The sequence below is a fragment of the Phaeobacter porticola genome (genome assembly GCF_001888185.1).
Lineage (GTDB): Bacteria > Pseudomonadota > Alphaproteobacteria > Rhodobacterales > Rhodobacteraceae > Phaeobacter > Phaeobacter porticola.
In genome coordinates this window covers 507009-524309 of record NZ_CP016364.1, presented here as the reverse complement: position 1 = coordinate 524309, position 17301 = coordinate 507009, and the positions used below count along the sequence as shown (strand labels likewise).

The 17301-nt window shown below is 58.1% G+C and carries 18 protein-coding genes and 1 tRNA gene; 11 read left to right on the top strand and 8 right to left on the bottom strand.

Features of this window, described 5'->3' with window-relative positions; all coding sequences use genetic code 11:
* Window positions 1-17: 17 nt before the first annotated feature.
* The gene (locus tag PhaeoP97_RS02625) at window positions 18-1466 is read right to left on the bottom strand and encodes an FAD-linked oxidase C-terminal domain-containing protein (protein WP_072503759.1); all 1449 of its coding nucleotides are present in this window, start codon (window positions 1464-1466) and stop codon (window positions 18-20) included.
* A 90-nt stretch (window positions 1467-1556) separates the two neighbouring features.
* Here PhaeoP97_RS02625 and PhaeoP97_RS02620 point away from each other — a divergent pair, with 90 nt between their 5' ends.
* Window positions 1557-2306, top strand: coding sequence for a DUF599 domain-containing protein (locus PhaeoP97_RS02620; RefSeq protein ID WP_072503758.1), 750 nt, complete (start codon window positions 1557-1559; stop codon window positions 2304-2306).
* Window positions 2307-2341: 35 nt separating this feature from the next.
* Complete coding sequence (locus PhaeoP97_RS02615; RefSeq protein WP_072506260.1) at window positions 2342-2710, top strand: hypothetical protein; 369 nt, start codon at window positions 2342-2344, stop codon at window positions 2708-2710.
* Window positions 2711-2751: 41 nt separating this feature from the next.
* Here PhaeoP97_RS02615 and rlmH read toward each other — a convergent pair whose 3' ends face one another.
* The 3 genes from rlmH to PhaeoP97_RS02600 form a co-directional block, all read right to left on the bottom strand.
* A complete protein-coding gene (gene rlmH, locus PhaeoP97_RS02610; protein ID WP_072503757.1) occupies window positions 2752-3222 on the bottom strand; it encodes a 23S rRNA (pseudouridine(1915)-N(3))-methyltransferase RlmH in 471 nt (156 codons plus the stop codon).
* 72 nt (window positions 3223-3294) lie between these two features.
* Window positions 3295-3663, bottom strand: a complete 369-nt coding sequence (gene rsfS, locus PhaeoP97_RS02605) for a ribosome silencing factor (protein WP_072503756.1) — start codon at window positions 3661-3663, stop codon at window positions 3295-3297.
* Between the two features lie 211 nt (window positions 3664-3874).
* Window positions 3875-5245, bottom strand: a complete 1371-nt coding sequence (locus PhaeoP97_RS02600; protein WP_072503755.1) for a mechanosensitive ion channel family protein — start codon at window positions 5243-5245, stop codon at window positions 3875-3877.
* Window positions 5246-5491: 246 nt separating this feature from the next.
* On the opposite strand from PhaeoP97_RS02600, the gene PhaeoP97_RS02595 reads away from it, so the two are divergent.
* From PhaeoP97_RS02595 to PhaeoP97_RS02560, 8 genes are all read left to right on the top strand, one after another.
* Window positions 5492-5590, top strand: a complete 99-nt coding sequence (locus PhaeoP97_RS02595) for an isopropylmalate isomerase (protein ID WP_072506259.1) — start codon at window positions 5492-5494, stop codon at window positions 5588-5590.
* A gap of 53 nt (window positions 5591-5643) precedes the next feature.
* Window positions 5644-7047, top strand: a complete 1404-nt coding sequence (gene leuC / locus PhaeoP97_RS02590; protein ID WP_072503754.1) for a 3-isopropylmalate dehydratase large subunit — start codon at window positions 5644-5646, stop codon at window positions 7045-7047.
* Between the two features lie 12 nt (window positions 7048-7059).
* Window positions 7060-7665: a 3-isopropylmalate dehydratase small subunit gene (gene leuD / locus PhaeoP97_RS02585; RefSeq protein WP_072503753.1), complete on the top strand. Its 606-nt coding sequence runs from the start codon at window positions 7060-7062 to the stop codon at window positions 7663-7665.
* Between the two features lie 395 nt (window positions 7666-8060).
* Window positions 8061-8894 carry a hypothetical protein gene (locus PhaeoP97_RS02580; protein ID WP_072503752.1) on the top strand — a complete coding sequence of 278 codons (834 nt, stop codon included), beginning with the start codon at window positions 8061-8063 and terminating at the stop codon, window positions 8892-8894.
* Window positions 8891-9940 carry an endonuclease/exonuclease/phosphatase family protein gene (locus tag PhaeoP97_RS02575; RefSeq protein WP_072503751.1) on the top strand — a complete coding sequence of 350 codons (1050 nt, stop codon included), beginning with the start codon at window positions 8891-8893 and terminating at the stop codon, window positions 9938-9940. The genes PhaeoP97_RS02580 and PhaeoP97_RS02575 overlap by 4 nt, the downstream gene beginning before the upstream one ends.
* A gap of 141 nt (window positions 9941-10081) precedes the next feature.
* The gene (gene leuB, locus PhaeoP97_RS02570; RefSeq protein WP_072503750.1) at window positions 10082-11185 is read left to right on the top strand and encodes a 3-isopropylmalate dehydrogenase; all 1104 of its coding nucleotides are present in this window, start codon (window positions 10082-10084) and stop codon (window positions 11183-11185) included.
* 216 nt (window positions 11186-11401) lie between these two features.
* Complete coding sequence (locus PhaeoP97_RS02565) at window positions 11402-12358, top strand: DMT family transporter (RefSeq protein ID WP_072503749.1); 957 nt, start codon at window positions 11402-11404, stop codon at window positions 12356-12358.
* A 43-nt stretch (window positions 12359-12401) separates the two neighbouring features.
* Window positions 12402-12478, top strand: a tRNA-Pro gene (locus PhaeoP97_RS02560).
* A 96-nt stretch (window positions 12479-12574) separates the two neighbouring features.
* Here the strand turns inward: PhaeoP97_RS02560 and PhaeoP97_RS02555 are convergent.
* From PhaeoP97_RS02555 to hisS, 4 genes are all read right to left on the bottom strand, one after another.
* Window positions 12575-13225 carry a hypothetical protein gene (locus PhaeoP97_RS02555; protein ID WP_072503748.1) on the bottom strand — a complete coding sequence of 217 codons (651 nt, stop codon included), beginning with the start codon at window positions 13223-13225 and terminating at the stop codon, window positions 12575-12577.
* Window positions 13226-13603: 378 nt separating this feature from the next.
* On the bottom strand, window positions 13604-14296 hold the full coding sequence (gene hisG / locus PhaeoP97_RS02550) for an ATP phosphoribosyltransferase (RefSeq protein ID WP_072503747.1): 693 nt from the start codon (window positions 14294-14296) through the stop codon (window positions 13604-13606).
* Window positions 14293-15381 carry an ATP phosphoribosyltransferase regulatory subunit gene (locus PhaeoP97_RS02545; RefSeq protein WP_072503746.1) on the bottom strand — a complete coding sequence of 363 codons (1089 nt, stop codon included), beginning with the start codon at window positions 15379-15381 and terminating at the stop codon, window positions 14293-14295. Before PhaeoP97_RS02545 ends, hisG begins: the two co-directional genes overlap by 4 nt.
* 3 nt (window positions 15382-15384) lie before the next feature.
* Window positions 15385-16872, bottom strand: a complete 1488-nt coding sequence (gene hisS / locus PhaeoP97_RS02540; RefSeq protein ID WP_072503745.1) for a histidine--tRNA ligase — start codon at window positions 16870-16872, stop codon at window positions 15385-15387.
* Window positions 16873-17085: 213 nt separating this feature from the next.
* On the opposite strand from hisS, the gene PhaeoP97_RS02535 reads away from it, so the two are divergent.
* The gene (locus tag PhaeoP97_RS02535; protein ID WP_072503744.1) at window positions 17086-17280 is read left to right on the top strand and encodes a SlyX family protein; all 195 of its coding nucleotides are present in this window, start codon (window positions 17086-17088) and stop codon (window positions 17278-17280) included.
* Window positions 17281-17301: the final 21 nt, after the last annotated feature.

Genomic DNA, 17301 nt, shown 5'->3' with positions numbered 1-17301 from the left:
TTTGAGGCAGGCCCCAATCACTCAGTTACCAGCGTTGGGCTGCGCCGACTTGCCGTGGTTGACAGCGGGAACACCTTAGCCGGGTTCAACAGCCATTTTGGGTCGAACACATCCTTCACCCGCAACTGCGCCTCTAGATCGGTTGGCGTGTACTGATGCAGCATTAGATCGCGCTTCTCGATCCCGACGCCATGCTCACCAGTCAGACAGCCCCCTGCCTCGACGCATAGTTTCAGGATTTCGGCACCAAAGGCCTCGCAGATTTCCAGATCACCGGGCTTATTGGCATCAAACAGGATCAGCGGATGCATATTGCCGTCGCCTGCGTGAAAGACATTCGCAACATCCAGGCCGAATTCCTTGCTCATTTCCCCAATGCGGCGCAGCACATAAGGGAGCGAGGTCACAGGGATCGTGCCATCAAGGCACATGTAGTCGTTGATCTGCCCCATCGCACCAAAGGCCGATTTGCGGCCCAACCAGATGCGGGCGGCTTCGTCGCTGTCGCGTGCCTCGCGCAGTTCAACCGGGTTGTGAGATCGGGCGATCGTAGTGATCAACCCCAACTGATGGTCGATTTCGGCGGCGCTGCCTTCAACCTCAACAATCAACAGCGCCTCGCACATCGGATAACCAGCCTTGGCAAAGGCCTCGCAGGCCTCGATGCAAGGGCGGTCCATGAACTCAATCGCCACCGGCAGAACGCCCGCTTTGATGATGTCACTCACGCAGGCCCCTGCCACTTCATTGCTGTCATATCCGATAAGAACGGGCCGCGCCCCTTCGGGTTTGCGCAGGATCCTGAGCGTGGCCTCGGTCACCACGCCCAACTGCCCCTCACTGCCGCAAATTACACCAAGCAGGTCCAGCCCCCCCGCATCTAGATACCCACCGCCAATTTCAACCACGGTGCCATCCATCATCACCATGGTGACGCCCAGCAAATTGTTGGTGGTGACACCGTATTTCAAGCAATGTGCGCCGCCAGAATTCATCGCGATATTGCCGGCAATCGCACAGGCCAATTGCGAGGACGGGTCAGGTGCGTAAAAGAAATCTTCTTCCTCTACCGCACCAGAAACGCTGAGGTTGGTGCGGCCGGTCTGTACCCGGATGATCCGATTGTCGTAATCGGTGTCCAGCACCTCGTTCATCCGGGCGACACCTAGAATAACACAATCGGCTGTCGGCAGCGCACCACCTGCCAGCGAGGTCCCCGCCCCGCGCGGAACGACCGGCACGCCTGCGGCATGGCAGATCCGCAGAATATCCGAGACCTCCTGCGTGCTACGCGGCAAGGCCACCAGCATCGGCGGGCATTTATAGGCCGTGAGCGCATCGCATTCATAGGCGCGGGTCTCAGCAAGATCATGGACCAGCGCATCCTGCGGCAGAACGGCAGACAGCCGCGAGACCAGATCGGCCTTTTGCGCCAGAATGGCAGGATCCGGGGATGGCATTTCCATGGGGCTCTCCTAGGATCTCTAAATTTGGTAAATTAATATTACCAATTTTCACATCTGGCAAGCCTGTTGTTCCCCAGCTAGGATCGGGGCATGACCATACTCGACCGTATCCTGCTGTTTTCACCCGCTGATCTGGCCGCCTGTTTTGTGCTGATTGCCTGCTGGCTGGGCATTGGCTGGCGCATTGACAATGCCACAGCGCAACACCCATCGGTCTCGGGCCTGATGGCCCAATTCCGCCACGCCTGGATGATCCAGATGGTGCAACGCGACCCACGAATCTTTGATGCACAATTGATCGCCAATCTGCGGCAGGGCAGCGCATTTTTCGCGTCCGCCTCCATGATTGCCATTGGCGGCGGGCTGGCACTGATTGGCAATACGGATCAGCTGGCTGGGGTGGCCCAGGATTTGAGTCTGGAGAGCGTGCCGGCCTTTGTCTGGGACGTTAAGATCCTGACGATCCTGCTGCTACTGTCCAATGCATTTCTAAAGTACGTCTGGGCCCATCGCCTATTCGGTTATTGTTTTGTCCTGATGGCAGCCGTACCCAATACCGACAAAGACCCCCGCGCGTATCCGCGCGCCAATCAGGCGGCAGACCTCAGCATTACGGCCGCACGGAGTTTCAACCGGGCGATGCGGTCAACATATTTTGCTCTGGCTGCGGCGGCCTGGCTGATTGGTGCCTGGGCTTTGATCGCCGCATCGGTTGTGACCTGCGCCGTGCTTTACAGGCGTGAGTTCGCCTCGCAATCGCGGACCATCCTGCAACGGGTTCCGGCGGAAACAACACCTCCCAAAGCGCCGGTCAGCACGTCTTCTCACACGCAGTTGTGACCATGGTTTCGTGTCGACTCACCTATGCTGTTGCCATGCTCAAAGCCGCGCCCACTCTCCTTGTCGCTTGCCTGCCCCTTGCAGCGCTTGCCGATGGTCCGCAGGTAACTGATGCGACCGCACAACAGACCGGCGGCAGCTGGCGTATCGACGTCACGCTGAGCCACCCGGATACAGGCTGGAATCACTACGCGGATGGCTGGCGTCTGCTGGATATGGAGGGAAATGTGCTGGGCCTGCGTGAATTGGCGCATCCGCATGTGAACGAGCAGCCCTTCACAAGGTCATTGGCAGGTGTGACATTACCGGAGGGGCTGGACGCGGTGCTGATTCAGGCCCGGTGCAATGTCGATGGCTGGTCAGAAGCAACCTACATTCTACCTCTGGCCTGCACGTCCTGTTGATATGCTGAAAAGTACCGGCCGGGTAGACAGGCCGCCCCGCCCTAGACCCTGTGATACGGGCTGCCTGCCAGAATGGTGGCGGCGCGGTAGACCTGTTCTGCCAACAGCACACGGACGAGCATATGCGGCCAAACCATCTTTCCCAGTGATACGGAAAAATCGGCCTCGGCGCGCAGGCTGGGATCAATCCCATCTGCACCGCCAATAATAAAAGCAACGTCCTGGCGTCCGGTATCGCGCCAATCCGCAAGACGGTGGGCAAAATCGGGTGAGGACAGAAGTTTGCCGCGCTCGTCCAATGTGCAGATGACAGCCCCCTTGGGGATTGCCTTACGCAGCAGCTCCGCCTCGGCGGCCATACCTGCGTTTTTCTTATCTTCGACCTCGATGATGCGGCACGGTCCCAGACCAAGCGCACGACCGGAGCGGTCAAACCGCTCCACATAATCGTCGATCAGCTGCTTTTCCGGGCTGGCCCGCAGGCGCCCGACCACACAGAAATGAAGTCGCATGAGGGATCTTTCGATACTGGCCCGCGCCACATGCACGGGCCGATCTAATCAGAACAAAATCCAGATTGCGGATCAGTTCTCGCTCTGGGCAGGTGACGCGTTCGACGGCAGCCACATTTTCTCAAGCTGATAGAATTCGCGCACTTCCGGGCGGAACAGATGGACGATGATATCGCCGGTATCGATCAGCACCCAATCGCCGGTATCTTTACCTTCGACTTTGCAGATCATGCCATAGTCCTGCTTCAGACGATCAGCCAGCTTTTCGGCCATAGCTGCCACCTGACGGGTCGAGCGACCTGTGGCAATGACCATATGATCGCCGATAGCCGTTTTGCCGCGCAGGTCGATCTGCACGACATCTTCGGCCTTGTCGTCATTCAGCGAGGAAAGAACACGCGCCAGCAGCTCGTCGCTGGTTGGCAGTGATGTGGTAGCCATTACGGCCACTCCGCGGCCAGCATTTTGGGCCGCCTGAGGTTCGGGTGACAGGACATTGTCCTCCTTGTAGCGCGCCGCCGGTCCCCCGGCGCTGGGGTTGTGTTAATGTAGCAAGCCAGATGTGGTTTTTCAATGAACCATGATGGTCGGCTGCCATGCACAGCGCGCAGGCGTAAAGAGATCACAAATTGACGGTCATATAGGTCAGATTTCAGTCCCGATCCGGACTACGACCGACATCCTCTTGCGGCCCCGACACCCTATCTGACATAGAGACCGGCAGATTTTCGTTCAGTACGCGCACCTCACGCTGAGGGAACGGTATAGAGATTCCAGCGCCTTTAAAGGCATCCCAGAGCGCCAAATAGACATTTCCACGAATATTGGTCAGCCCGCCGGTTGGATCGCTGATCCAGAAGCGCAGCACATAATCCACACTGCTATCGCCAAATCCCACGATATGGCAGACAGGAGCGCGTTTGCCGCCGCTCAACACCCGGCCGACTGTTTTTGTCGCCTCAATCGCAACACGGCGAACCTCATGCGGGTCGTCGTGGTAGCCGGTGCCAAAGTTCAGATCCAACCGCACGAATCGGTCAGAGTGGGACCAATTGACGACCTGACTGGTGATAAAGTCCTCGTTCGGGATCAGATACTCGCGCCCGTCACGGGTCACCACCGACACGTAGCGCGCGCCCAGCGCATTGATCCAGCCAAAGGTCTCGCCCAGCGAGATCACATCTCCCGGTTTGATCGACCGGTCCATCAGAATGATGATGCCAGAGACCAGATTCGACACCACTTTCTGAAGGCCGAAACCGATCCCAACACCAATCGCACCAGACAAGACCGCGAACCCAGTGAGGTCAAAACCGATGGCACGAATGCTGAACAGCAGCGCCAAACCATAAAGAACCACCTGCACCGCCTTGCCCATCAGTACCTGCATCGACGGCGAGATATCCTCGTTCCGGCGCAGCCCACCTGTGGCTGCCTGGGTTCCAAGCCGCGCCATTGTCAGCAGGATCGCGCCCATCACACAGGCCTTTAAGACAGCCAGTAAGGACAGGTGCATGGAGCCGATATCCAATGCAACACCGTCAAGAAACTGTGCCACATCATCAACAAGGTTGAGCGCAACCAAGGTGGCGTAAATCCACAGCGACCATGTCACGAGACGGCGCAATGTCCTGTTATGCACCAGCCGCGCTAGAAAGCCGATAATGAGCCATGCGACTCCCAGTGTCGCTGCGACGCCAATGAGGTAACTTCGCGACGGCCACGTCATCTGCTGCATGGCGAGATAGGTTCCCCAACACAAAACAACAAAATATATCAACGTGATGCGCCGCAAGACCTGAACCAGCACGCGCAACCGCCATTTGGGCCAACCACTGCGTGATCTGGCCCAGCGGTCCCAACCCGGTTGCGTCAACAACCGTAGCATAAAGGCCGTCGCCAGAAGACCAAGAATGATCGCAAGCTGGTACTGCCGCCAACCGGGGGTGAGCCCCAGCTCCAGCACCAATAGGATCTGACCCCACAGGGTGCTAACCGTTTCTGGCACTTCTAGTTCATCCATTGGCGCGCCTCCTATCTGGCAGGATGCCGACACCGCCGCAGGGATGGCAAGGGGAAGAGGCCCTGCAATCAAGGATCCTGATGTTTTTGCAACGCCGCACACCGAACGTCCGTGAGGACAGGGCCACGGTATGCTGCAATCAATGGCACACCTCCGCCCGGCCTGTGGCACCTGCGACCCCCGCCCTCCGGGCCAACATCAGAACGAATCTTGATTGCCGCGGCCTGGCAGGGTATCCCAGCGCCTATGACCTTCGTTTTGGCCCAAAAGATCGAACTGCAAGATCGCGCCCGCCTGCGCGAGCGGTTCTATGGTGCCGCCCGCACGGTCCTGGCGCGCCTATAAGGCTGCTGCCCAGCCCTTTGCCAGCATACTCCAAAAAACACGGGAGAGGACCTATGTCCCCCAAGACGCTCTATGATAAAATCTGGGATGCGCATGTCGCGCATGAAGCAGAAGACGGCACTTGCCTGCTCTATATTGACCGCCACCTGGTCCACGAAGTGACCTCGCCGCAGGCCTTTGAAGGTCTGCGCATGACCGGTCGCAAGGTGCACGCGCCTGACAAGACCATCGCCGTACCGGACCACAACGTGCCAACCACACTTGACCGTGCCAAAGGCATCGAGAACGAGGAAAGCCGCATCCAGGTTGATGCGCTTGACAAAAATGCCCGCGAATTTGGCGTTCATTACTATCCGGTCCATGACGTTCGTCAGGGCATTGTGCACATTGTTGGCCCAGAGCAGGGTTGGACCCTGCCCGGCATGACAGTTGTTTGCGGCGACAGCCACACTGCAACCCACGGCGCATTTGGTGCGCTGGCGCATGGCATCGGTACGTCTGAGGTAGAGCACGTGCTGGCCACCCAGACGCTGATCCAGAAAAAATCCAAGAACATGAAAGTGGAGATCACCGGGAAGCTGAAGCCGGGTGTCACCGCCAAGGACATCACTCTGGCCGTCATCGGTGAAACCGGCACCGCCGGTGGTACTGGCTATGTGATTGAGTATTGCGGAGAAGCGATCCGCGATCTTTCGATGGAAGGCCGCATGACCGTCTGCAACATGGCGATCGAAGGGGGCGCACGCGCCGGGCTCATCGCCCCGGATCAGACCACTTATGACTACGTCAAAGGCCGTCCGCATGCCCCCAAGGCTGCCCAGTGGGAAGCCGCGCTGAACTGGTGGAAGACGCTTTACACCGACACAGACGCACATTTCGACAAAGTGGTTACCCTGAAGGGCGAAGACATTCAGCCTGTTGTGACCTGGGGCACCTCGCCCGAAGATGTGTTGCCAATCACCGGAGTGGTCCCTGCCCCCGAAGATTTTGAAGGTGGCAAGGTCGAAGCGGCACGCCGCTCAATCGAATACATGGGGCTGACCCCTGGCCAGAAGCTGACAGACATTGAGATCGATACCGTCTTCATCGGCTCCTGTACCAATGGCCGCATTGAAGATCTGCGTGCTGTGGCCGAGGTCGTGAAAGGCAAGAAGATCAAGGACGGTATGCGTGCGATGATCGTTCCGGGCTCCGGTCTGGTTCGGGCACAAGCCGAAGAGGAAGGTCTGGCAGAGATCTTTGCCGAGGCCGGTTTCGAATGGCGCCTTGCGGGCTGCTCGATGTGTCTGGCGATGAACCCTGATCAGCTGTCCGAAGGTGAGCGCTGCGCCGCAACCTCGAACCGCAACTTTGAGGGCCGTCAAGGTTACAAGGGTCGCACCCATCTGGTATCGCCCGCTATGGCCGCTGCTGCCGCATTGACCGGTAAGCTGACCGACATTCGCGAGTTGATGTAAGGAACACGCACAATGGATAAGTTTGAAAAACTCACCGGCGTCGCCGCCCCCATGCCGCTTGTCAATATCGACACTGACATGATCATCCCCAAGGTGTTCCTGAAATCCATTCAGCGCACCGGGTTTGGCAAGAACCTGTTTGACGAGATGCGCTATAATCGCGACGGGACCGAGATTGCGGATTTCGTGCTGAACAAAGCACAGTATCGCGACGCGGAGATCCTTGTGGCCGGCGACAACTTTGGCTGCGGCTCCTCGCGTGAGCACGCACCCTGGGCGATTAAGGATTTTGGCATCAAATGCGTGATCTCCACGTCATTTGCCGACATCTTTTACAACAACTGCTTCAAAAATGGCATCCTGCCGATTGTGCTGCCACAGGCACAGGTTGAGCTGTTGATGAAAGACGCGGAAAAGGGCCAAAATGCCCGCATGACCGTGGATCTGGAAGCGCAGGAAATCACAACATCTGATGGTGAGGCCGTGAGTTTCGATGTCGACAGCCACCGCAAGCATTGCCTGCTGAACGGTCTGGATGACATCGGCCTGACCATGGAAAAATCGGCCTCCATCGCCAGTTTTGAAAGCAAGGCAGCGCAAGAGCGTCCCTGGGTCTGATCCCACAGTTCAGTGCTGACCACCAAGCCGCCCCATCGGGGCGGCTTTCTTTTTGCCACCGCAAAGATCATGGGAGCGCTCAGAAAAATCCGTTGCGGGCGATCTCTAGAATCGTGACCCATTGGTCACTTCACTGTGTAGCTGCGCCCAACACATCATCTTGTGTCAGTAGCGCGCCCACCAACAACCTATCCTGGCTCTATGATGCAATCCGGCACCACCTACCAGTAGAAAGCGGTGGGTTTTCTGCTCTTAGGACGTACTGCGCTTGAGCGGAAAGCTGCCAACCGGCAAGAATAGGGCAAAAATGAGGCAGAGCGCTCTGGGACTTTCCGGGGGGCTTCAAATCTGGAAACAGGGAAACACCCGGTCCAGTTTGAAGGGAACGAAGCAACGTGTTGGCACGGATAACAGGCGCGGCTTTCCGCGGCATCTTTGTTGCATTGCTGATTGCAATGCCATCGCTGTTGTTGCCGGACTCAGCGACCAGATCCCCCGAAGTAATTGCCTTGCTTGCGATCCTCGCGGCAGCTCTGACCTTTGCTGAATATTTTTCAAGCTACCCCAGCTTTGTTGAGTTTCGCGAAGCCCCACCCTTGAACCGCATGCGGTTTATCTCTTTGGCTCTGATGGTGATCCTGATCAGCCTTCTGGTCCGTCATCCGATGGAGGCGACCGCGCTCACATCGTTGGTCAGCGGCCTCGCGTATTGGTTGGGAAATGTGCTGAATTTCGCTTTTTCCCCGGTGCAGTTGGCCGGCCTGATGATGCCTGCACATGTTGCGCCCAACCTGGTGGCACAGGTGATGGCAGCCGCGGCGTTGGCCTATGTTATTGCTCTCGTCACGATCATAAGTTTCGTGCTGGCGATACGGCTACAGGATTGGCCGCTTGGCAGTGGGCCATTCAATGTCTGGATCAACCTCCCCCTGTTTGATCCGACAACCGGGGGTGATGTGGTCAATCGCCTGCAACGCGATGCCCATATCAACATTATCGGCGGCGTTCTGTTGCCCTTTGCGATCCCGACAGTGATTAAGCTGGCGGCGGGCATGGTGGATCCGGGCTTGCTGTCCGCCCCCCAGACGCTGATCTGGGTTATCTCTGTCTGGGCCTTTGTGCCTGCCTCTATGATCATGCGAGGATTGGCTATGCTGCGGATATCAGAGCTGATTGCGCAAAAACGGCGCGCAGCCTACGCAAGTTCAGAGGCGTTGCAAACCGCATGAGGTCACTGCCCCCCCTTGTGCTGGCCTTTTGCTTATCCTTAATCTGCTGTGCCGAACCTCTTGCGGCAGAACCGCTGCGCGTCGCCAGTTTCAACACTGAACTCTCCCGAAAGGGGCCAGGTCTGCTGCTACGCGATCTGCAACGCGGTGAGGACCCTCAGGTCGCGGCGATTCTATATACGTTGCACGTCGCCAACGCTGACATATTGGTCCTGCAAGGCATCGACTGGGACTTTGACGGGCGCGCAGTTTCGGCATTCGCCAGCCAGCTCGCCAAGACGATGGCCCCATACCAGCACATCTACGCGCCACAACCCAATACCGGCGTGCAAACCGGGTTGGATATGGACGGCGATGGGCGCTTTGGTAGCGCAAGGGATGCGCAGGGCTATGGTGATTTCACCGGCCGAGACGGCATGGCGATACTGTCGCGGTATCCCATCCTGCGGGCAGAAGCACGGAACCTCTCCGATCTGCTTTGGCGAGATCTTCCAGGAGCAATCCTGCCCACCAATTCTGATGGCAGCCCTTTCCCCAGCGCCGCCGCACAATCCGCCCAGCGTCTGTCCTCAACCGGGCATTGGGTGGTCCCTATCATGCTGCCAGACGGAACACGCCTATCCATTCTGGCTTTTCAGGCGACACCGCCTTTGTTTGATGGACCCGAAGACCGCAATGGCCTGCGCAACCGGGATGAAATTCGACTGTGGCAGGTGCTGCTGGATGGCGAGTTGGGGCCTGCGCCAACGTTGCCTTGGATCATTGCAGGTGGTGCAAATCTGGATCCGGCGCGCGGTGCTGGGCTACGTCAGGCGATCATTGATCTACTCACTGATCCACGGTTGCAGGACCCGAAGCCGCGCGATTTCGACGGCCACCTTGCGACCGTAGACTGGGGAAATTCCAGACGAATGCGCGTGGACTACCTCCTCCCCTCAGATGGGGTTTCAGTGCAACAATCCGGGGTCCTCTGGCCAGAATCGATCACAGAAGGAAACCGACCCGCCAGCCGTCATGCACTGGTTTGGGTCGATCTGGAGTTTTAGTCTGACAGGTGCCAGAAGCAGCCACGGCTTCCCCTTAATCGCCATAAAAACAAAGCTCTCACATGCTATCTGCGCTGCAATCATTGACCCAACGGCGATGTGCCGTTACCCCCATTTTTAGCGATTTCAAGGAGTATCCGCATGTCCAACCCATCGATTCTGATTCTCCCCGGCGACGGGATCGGCCCTGAGGTAATGGCCGAGGTCCGCAAGGTCATTGGCTGGTATGGCGAGAAGCGTGATCTACAGTTCGATGTGAGCGAAGATCTGGTGGGCGGTGCCGCCTATGATGTCCACGGCAAGCCCTTGTCGGACGAAACCATGGCCAAAGCCCAAGAGGTTGACGCAGTGCTGCTGGGTGCCGTCGGCGGACCGAAATATGACGATCTCGATTTCTCGGTCAAACCTGAGCGCGGCCTGCTGCGCCTGCGCAAAGAGATGGACCTTTATTCCAACCTGCGTCCGGCGCAATGCTTTGATGCGTTGGCGGATTTCTCTTCGCTGAAAAAGGACATCGTTGCCGGTCTCGACATCATGATCGTGCGCGAGCTGACCTCTGGCGTCTACTTCGGTGAACCCCGTGGCATTTTCAAAGAAGGCAACGAACGCGTTGGCATCAACACCCAGCGTTACACCGAGAGCGAGATCGAACGTGCCGCACGATCCGCATTTGAATTGGCGATGCGTCGGAACAAGAAGCTCTGTTCGATGGAAAAGGCCAATGTGATGGAGTCCGGCATTCTGTGGCGAGAGGTCACAACCCGCGTTTCCGCCGACTACCCCGAGGTCGAGCTGTCGCATATGTACGCCGACAATGGTGCCATGCAACTGGTGCGCGCGCCTAAGCAATTCGACGTTATCCTGACCGACAATCTGTTTGGCGATATCCTCTCTGATTGTGCGGCGATGCTGACCGGTTCGCTGGGCATGTTGCCCTCTGCCTCACTCGGGGCCCCGATGGCCAATGGCCGTCCCAAAGCGCTCTATGAACCCGTACACGGCTCTGCCCCCGACATTACAGGTCAGGGCAAGGCAAACCCGATCGCCTGCATCCTCAGCTTTGCAATGGCGTTGCGCTACAGCTTTGATCAAGGCAGCGAAGCCGACCGTCTGGAGGCCGCCGTCGAGCAGGTGCTAGCCGATGGCCATCGCACCGCCGACCTGCTGGGCGAGGAAGGCGTTTCGCCGATCAGCACCTCTGAAATGGGTGATGTGATCGTCGCCGCGTTGGACGCCAGCCTCTGAGAACTAGCGAAGCAGGCAAATCACCATAGGGGGCCACCGCCGGCCCCCTATTACCCCTAGGCCTGTTCAAGGCTAGGCCAGACACTCCGCGTGTGAAACCGCTAAACTTCTGAGTTTCAAGAGACTACTACTTTTTGATTTTTTGTATTCCACTAGTAACGTTAGCGCTATAATTGCTGGTAACCCCTAGTCGGCCTCGCACCTACCGGATTGCTCATGAACGTCAAAGCCGCCCTTCTTGCCCTCTTGGCCTATGCGATATTTTCGACCCATGATGTGGTGGTCAAGGTGCTTGGCGCGGACGTCTCGCCGGTGCAGTTGGTGTTCTTCAGCAGTCTACTGTCCTTCCCGCTCTTGGTGCTGATGCTGATTAAGGATGTGACCCCTGGCCATCTACGCCCGGTGCATCCCTGGTGGATGGCAGCGCGATCCGCAACCATGGCGGTGATCCCGGCCTGCGCTTTTTACGCGTTCTCCGAACTGCCTTTGGCCGAAACCTATGCGCTGCTGTTTGCCACACCGCTGCTGATCACCTTGCTGTCGATCCCTATTTTGGGCGAGAAGGTCGGTCTGCCCCGCCTTGCGGCGGTTGTGGTTGGATTTATCGGCGTAATGGTTGTCTTGCGTCCGGGGGCGACCAGCTTTGGCTATGGCCATGCCGCGGCACTGTTTGCGGCCTTTTGTGCCGCGTTCCAATCAGTCGTCTTGCGCAAGATCAGCAGCGATGAACGCCGGGTGGTATTGATGATCTATCCGATGCTCATGACGTTTGTGGTTATGGGGCTGGCGCTGCCGCTGGTCTATGTCCCGCTAGCGGGCATAACCTTTGGCGGGATCGCTATTGTTGCACTGTTCGGGTTCTGTGCGACGCTGCTCACAGTAAGTGCCTATACCATTGGCGAGGCCGCCATTGTCGCCCCGATGCAGTATTCCCAGATCATCTGGGCCACCATTTTTAGTGTCGTCCTGTTCGATGAAACAATTGATGTCATGACGTTGGCCGGGGCTGCAATCATCATTGCCAGTGGCATTTTCATCGTCCTGCGCGAGGCCTTTGGCGGTCGCTCAGACAACACCCCCGTTCTGCGTACCAGAAGCCGTGGCTACACGGCTGGCGGTACAAATGTCTCACTCATTCTCAAGCGGCGAAGCCCAGAAAATCACACGGAATAGGGCTTGCGCATCGACCATCTGAAGTGTAATTCCGCGCCACGGTCGGAGCGTAGCTCAGCCTGGTAGAGCACTGTCTTCGGGAGGCAGGGGCCGGAGGTTCGAATCCTCTCGCTCCGACCAAATATAATAAGGCGCCCAAGGGCGCCTTTCGTGTGATGAAAGACCAACACATATTGCGACAGGACCACGCAAGGGAAGCCCCTGCGTCATTGAATATCATCCGTCGTTTTCCGCAAAGCACATGAAGAGCCCCGCGCCACCGGTCGAGGCAAGGGCCTCCATTGAGCAACCGCGCGTATCATGGGCTGCATTCCAAGATGTATTCCCCCCACCATGGCGGTCATGGTGCCCAACTGTGGCGCTGCCCTCTCCGGAACTGGTCCAATTGCTGCAAGTCTTGTCCTCTGTGACCCGCGGGAAGTAGGCCGTCCCATCCGCCATGGTTCCAGTCAGCAGATCATGCACATTCGGGCTATCACCGCGACCATTTACAAGATTGCCACTTTCATCCAGCCCGGTCGATTTGACGATATTAGGGCTCAGATGCAATTCATCCAGATTGGCGGCGATCTGCACACCTTTGGCGTTGTGCCACGGGCCACTGCCAATCCGGTCCCTTGCAGAAATCCCCCGCTTGCCGTCTTCCTGCGTACTGAGATAGGCGCGCCAGGTCTTGCCGGTTACACCCGCCGCCTGAGCCAAGCTGGCACAATGAGCATCGGCCCCGTCCAACCCACCAAGATCACCGCCTTTGCCAGAGCCGACGCTGGTTACAAAAAAGCTCATTGATGTATCCTGAGCGCTGGTCAGCGGGGCAGTACCCACGAGAAGAGGCACCGCTAGCAGTACGGCTTTGGTGAATGTCATGTCATCATCTCCTTTGTTGCATAGATCAGGCAGAGAACGTTCACATAGATCGTCAGGTAGCTTCAGGCAGTGACGTCGCGATCGACACGCCAAGCGTACATACTCTGCAATTCAATTGTTCATGATAGACGGGTCGGCAGGATTATCAAATTTTGCTGCCCGTTGGATGCCCAATACCGGTAGCAGGCACATGACATGCTGAATAGACCACTGGCAGCCGCGATACTCTTCCCCGACCTCATGCCGCCACCAACACCGCTGCCACAACGAAATCGGGCCGTACCAAGGTTTGCCAAGGTACAGCCCGTCCCAAAGCCTACAGGCGTCAGATCGGGTCCGGCGGCACGGGGTCACTGCGGGTACCCCGCATCGTCGGCATCAGGCTTGCAAACGATCCAGGAAATGCGTGAGCGTGGCCTTTTCTTCGGTGCTGCATTTTGCAACGCGGCTGCGCCACAGCGTGGCTTGCGACCGCAGGACCAGCCCATCTGACATGAGTTTCAGGTGGTTCGCCCGAAGGGTTTCACCAGTCGAAGTGATATCAGCGACCATTTCCGCAGTCTCGTTCTTGACCGTTCCTTCGGTGGCCCCTTGGCTATCAATCAACTGATAGTCGGCAACGCCCGCATCCGTGAGGAATTCCCGCACCAGACGATGGTATTTGGTCGCAATGCGCAACCGGTGACCATGCTGGGCGCGAAACGCAGCTGCAACGGCATCCAGGTCATCAATGGTTTCAACGTCGACCCAGACCTGAGGGACCGCCAGGATCAGATCAGCATGACCAAAGCCAAGCCCCTCAATCTCTTCAACCTGTTGCTCCCACAAAGGCAGTTTTTCCTGTACCAGATCCGTGCCTGTAACACCCAGGTGGATGCGCCCCGCGGCCAGTTCCCGTGGGATTTCCCCAGCGGACAGCAGCACCAGATCGACCCCCTTCACACCATCGACGGCGCCGGCATACTCGCGGTCGGACCCCGTGCGCGACAGGGTGATATCGCGCTTGGCAAACCACTCAAAGGTTTTCTCCATCAGCCGCCCCTTGGACGGCACACCAAGCTTTAGGCTCATGACTTCACCCCTTGCAAAAGCAACATCAGATCCGGGCGAACAACGCCGCCCACGGCTGGGATCTCTGCGCCCTGCCCCAGTTGGCGGGTCAGCGCATCGTAGCGCCCACCACTGGCAATCGCGGGGAGGTCCGGGCGGCTCTCGGCAGCGAAGCCAAAAACAAAGCCGTCATAATACTCCATTGAGGTTCTGCCATAAGAGGCCTCAAAGTCGAGGTTATCAACGTCAATGCCGCGCGCCTTCATTGCGGCTGTGCGCGCGTCAAGACGGTCTAATGCCGAGTTGATGGCTGGCAGATCCACCGCGATATCGCGCAGCTGTTCAGATGCATAGGGAATGGTCTCGCGCACGGCCATCAGAGCCTCTAGCGCAGTCAGCTCATTCTCAGCAATTGGCGGTGCCGCTGCATCAGCACGCAGCGCCTCGACACGAGCGTCGATTTCGGCGATGCGGCGCTTGCCGATGGCAGGCACCTGCCCGGTCAGCACGCCTTCGGTGGACAGCAATTTGCGACGACTTTCAGCGACAGGGCTACGACCTGCGAATTGGTCCAGCATGGCGCGGAACCTGCGAGGCCGCCAGATATGGCGCATCAACGCAGCTTTGCGCAGCGCTGTGGTGTTCAACCCCTGCACCGCCGACATCAAGATACCAATATCGCCCGTTGCCGCACGCACCGACAGATCGCGCAATTGCAGCGCAATCAGGGCAAAGACCTCTGCATCGGAACCGGCGGGGTCGTCGCGCTCAAAAACCTCGTAGCCAACTTGAAGATATTCATTGGCGCGATCCTCGTCATGTTCCTGACGGCGGAATACATCGCCCGCATAGGTATAACGCGCAGGCTCTGCACCCTCACGCATATGCATCTGCACCACAGGTACCGTGAAATCGGGCCGCAACATCTGTTCGCCGCGCAGCGCATCCGACGTCACATAGGCACGGGCGCGGATATCTTCGCCATAAAGATCCAGCAAGGTTTCGGCCGGTTGCAAAAAAGGCGGTTCCATCAACGTGGCGCCGGCCGCTTCAAAGCTCATGCGCAGCCGGGCGGCAAGCGCGAGCGCGTTCAATCTGTCGGTCATGGCCTAGCCCTGCCCTGCAAGGATTTGGCGCACTTTTGCGACCAGATCACCACGGGCCACTTCGAACTGGCTGGGGCGTTCTTTCCATTCTTCATGCGTGGCGTTTTCGGCGATCTTTGCGCCCAGAATCAGGTCCTTAATTTGTACTACGCCGCGATCTTTCTCTTCACCGCCCTCAATCACCGCGACGGGAGAATTACGCTTATCCGCATATTTCAGCTGGTTGCCAAAGTTCTTCGGGTTGCCCAGGTAGACTTCGGCCCGGATACCTGCGTTGCGCAGCTCCGCCACCATCAACTGATAGTCGGCCATACGATCACGGTCCATCACAGTGACTACGACAGGACCGGTGGGTGTTGCCGTGATCCGACCCTTTTCGCGTAAGGCAGCCAATAGTCGGTCAACACCGATGGACACGCCCGTCGCAGGCACTTCCTGACCCGTAAACCGCTTAACCAGATCATCATAACGTCCACCGCCCGAGACCGAGCCGAATTGCCGCTTGCGGCCTTTTTCGTCCAGAATCTCAAAGGTCAGCTCGGCCTCATAGACTGGACCGGTATAGTATCCCAGTCCGCGCACGACCGACGGATCAATGTCGATACGATCAGCACCGTAGCCACCAGCGGCCAGCAGATCGCCGATCTGCTCCAGCTCGCCCACGCCCTCTGCACCAATCGTGCTGCTGCCAACCGCCTCACGCAGGTTGGCAAGGGTCTTGGCCGCATCCACCCCTTTGGAGGTCAGGAATGCCAGCACCGGTGCAGCCTGATTGTCCGACAGACCGACACCGTCGATAAACGCACCCGAGGCATCAAGCCGGCCTTTGGTCAACAACTCACGCACGCCGGCCTCACCCACTTTGTCGAATTTGTCGATTGTGCGCAGCACGTCGTCGCGCTTGACGTCACCGGCTTCCAGTCCCATCGCCTCCAGCACGCCATTCAGAACCTTGCGGTTGTTCACCCGCACCAGATAATCACCACGCGGGATGCCAACTGTCTCCAGCGTGTCCGATAGCATAGCGCAGATCTCGGCATCTGCCGCCATAGAGGCGGTACCAACCGTATCAGCGTCACATTGATAGAACTGACGATAGCGACCCGGCCCCGGCTTCTCGTTGCGCCAGACCGGGCCCATCGCATAACGACGATAGGGGTTGGGCAGATCGTTACGGTGCTGGGCATAGACCCGCGCCAATGGTGCAGTCAGATCGTAGCGCAGCGCCATCCAATCACCATTGCCGCTTTCGTCGTATTCCTGCCAGGCAAAGACGCCTTCGTTGGGACGATCCACATCAGGCAGAAACTTGCCCAGCGCCTCAACGGTTTCCACGGCCGAGGATTCCAACGCTTCGAACCCATAATGATGATAGACACCCGCAATGGCGCGCAACATTTCGCTACGCTGGCTCACCTCTTCGCCGAAATAATCACGGAAACCCTTGGGCGTGATCGCCTTGGGGCGGGGCTGTTTCTTGACTTTGGCCATCTTGGCCTCCTCGGGGTGTCAAATGGGTCAGATACTCGCCCGGCGGTCTAGCCCAAGGGCGGCCTAACAGCAAGTCAGCAGAGCGCGCAGGTCTGGTGTGACTGCCGCGGTTAACCGGATATCCATGTACCCGATGCCCCCCGTGACACGGCCAAGCATGGACCCCGCATGCAACTGCCCCTATGACAGCCGCAGAGCCGAAGGGAGAGACCGATGCAACATCTCGAAGAACAGATCGCCCACCTGACCCGCACAGTTGATGAGCTAAGTGACGTGATCAACCGTCAGCAATCCGAGATCGACCAACTGACCCACCGCGTTGCGATGCTATTTCAGCGCGAAGCCTCTCGCGAGCAGGACGGCGGCGGCGGGGTGGTCATCGGAGACGAACGCCCGCCACATTATTGATCCTGCCACCACCCGGTTTGC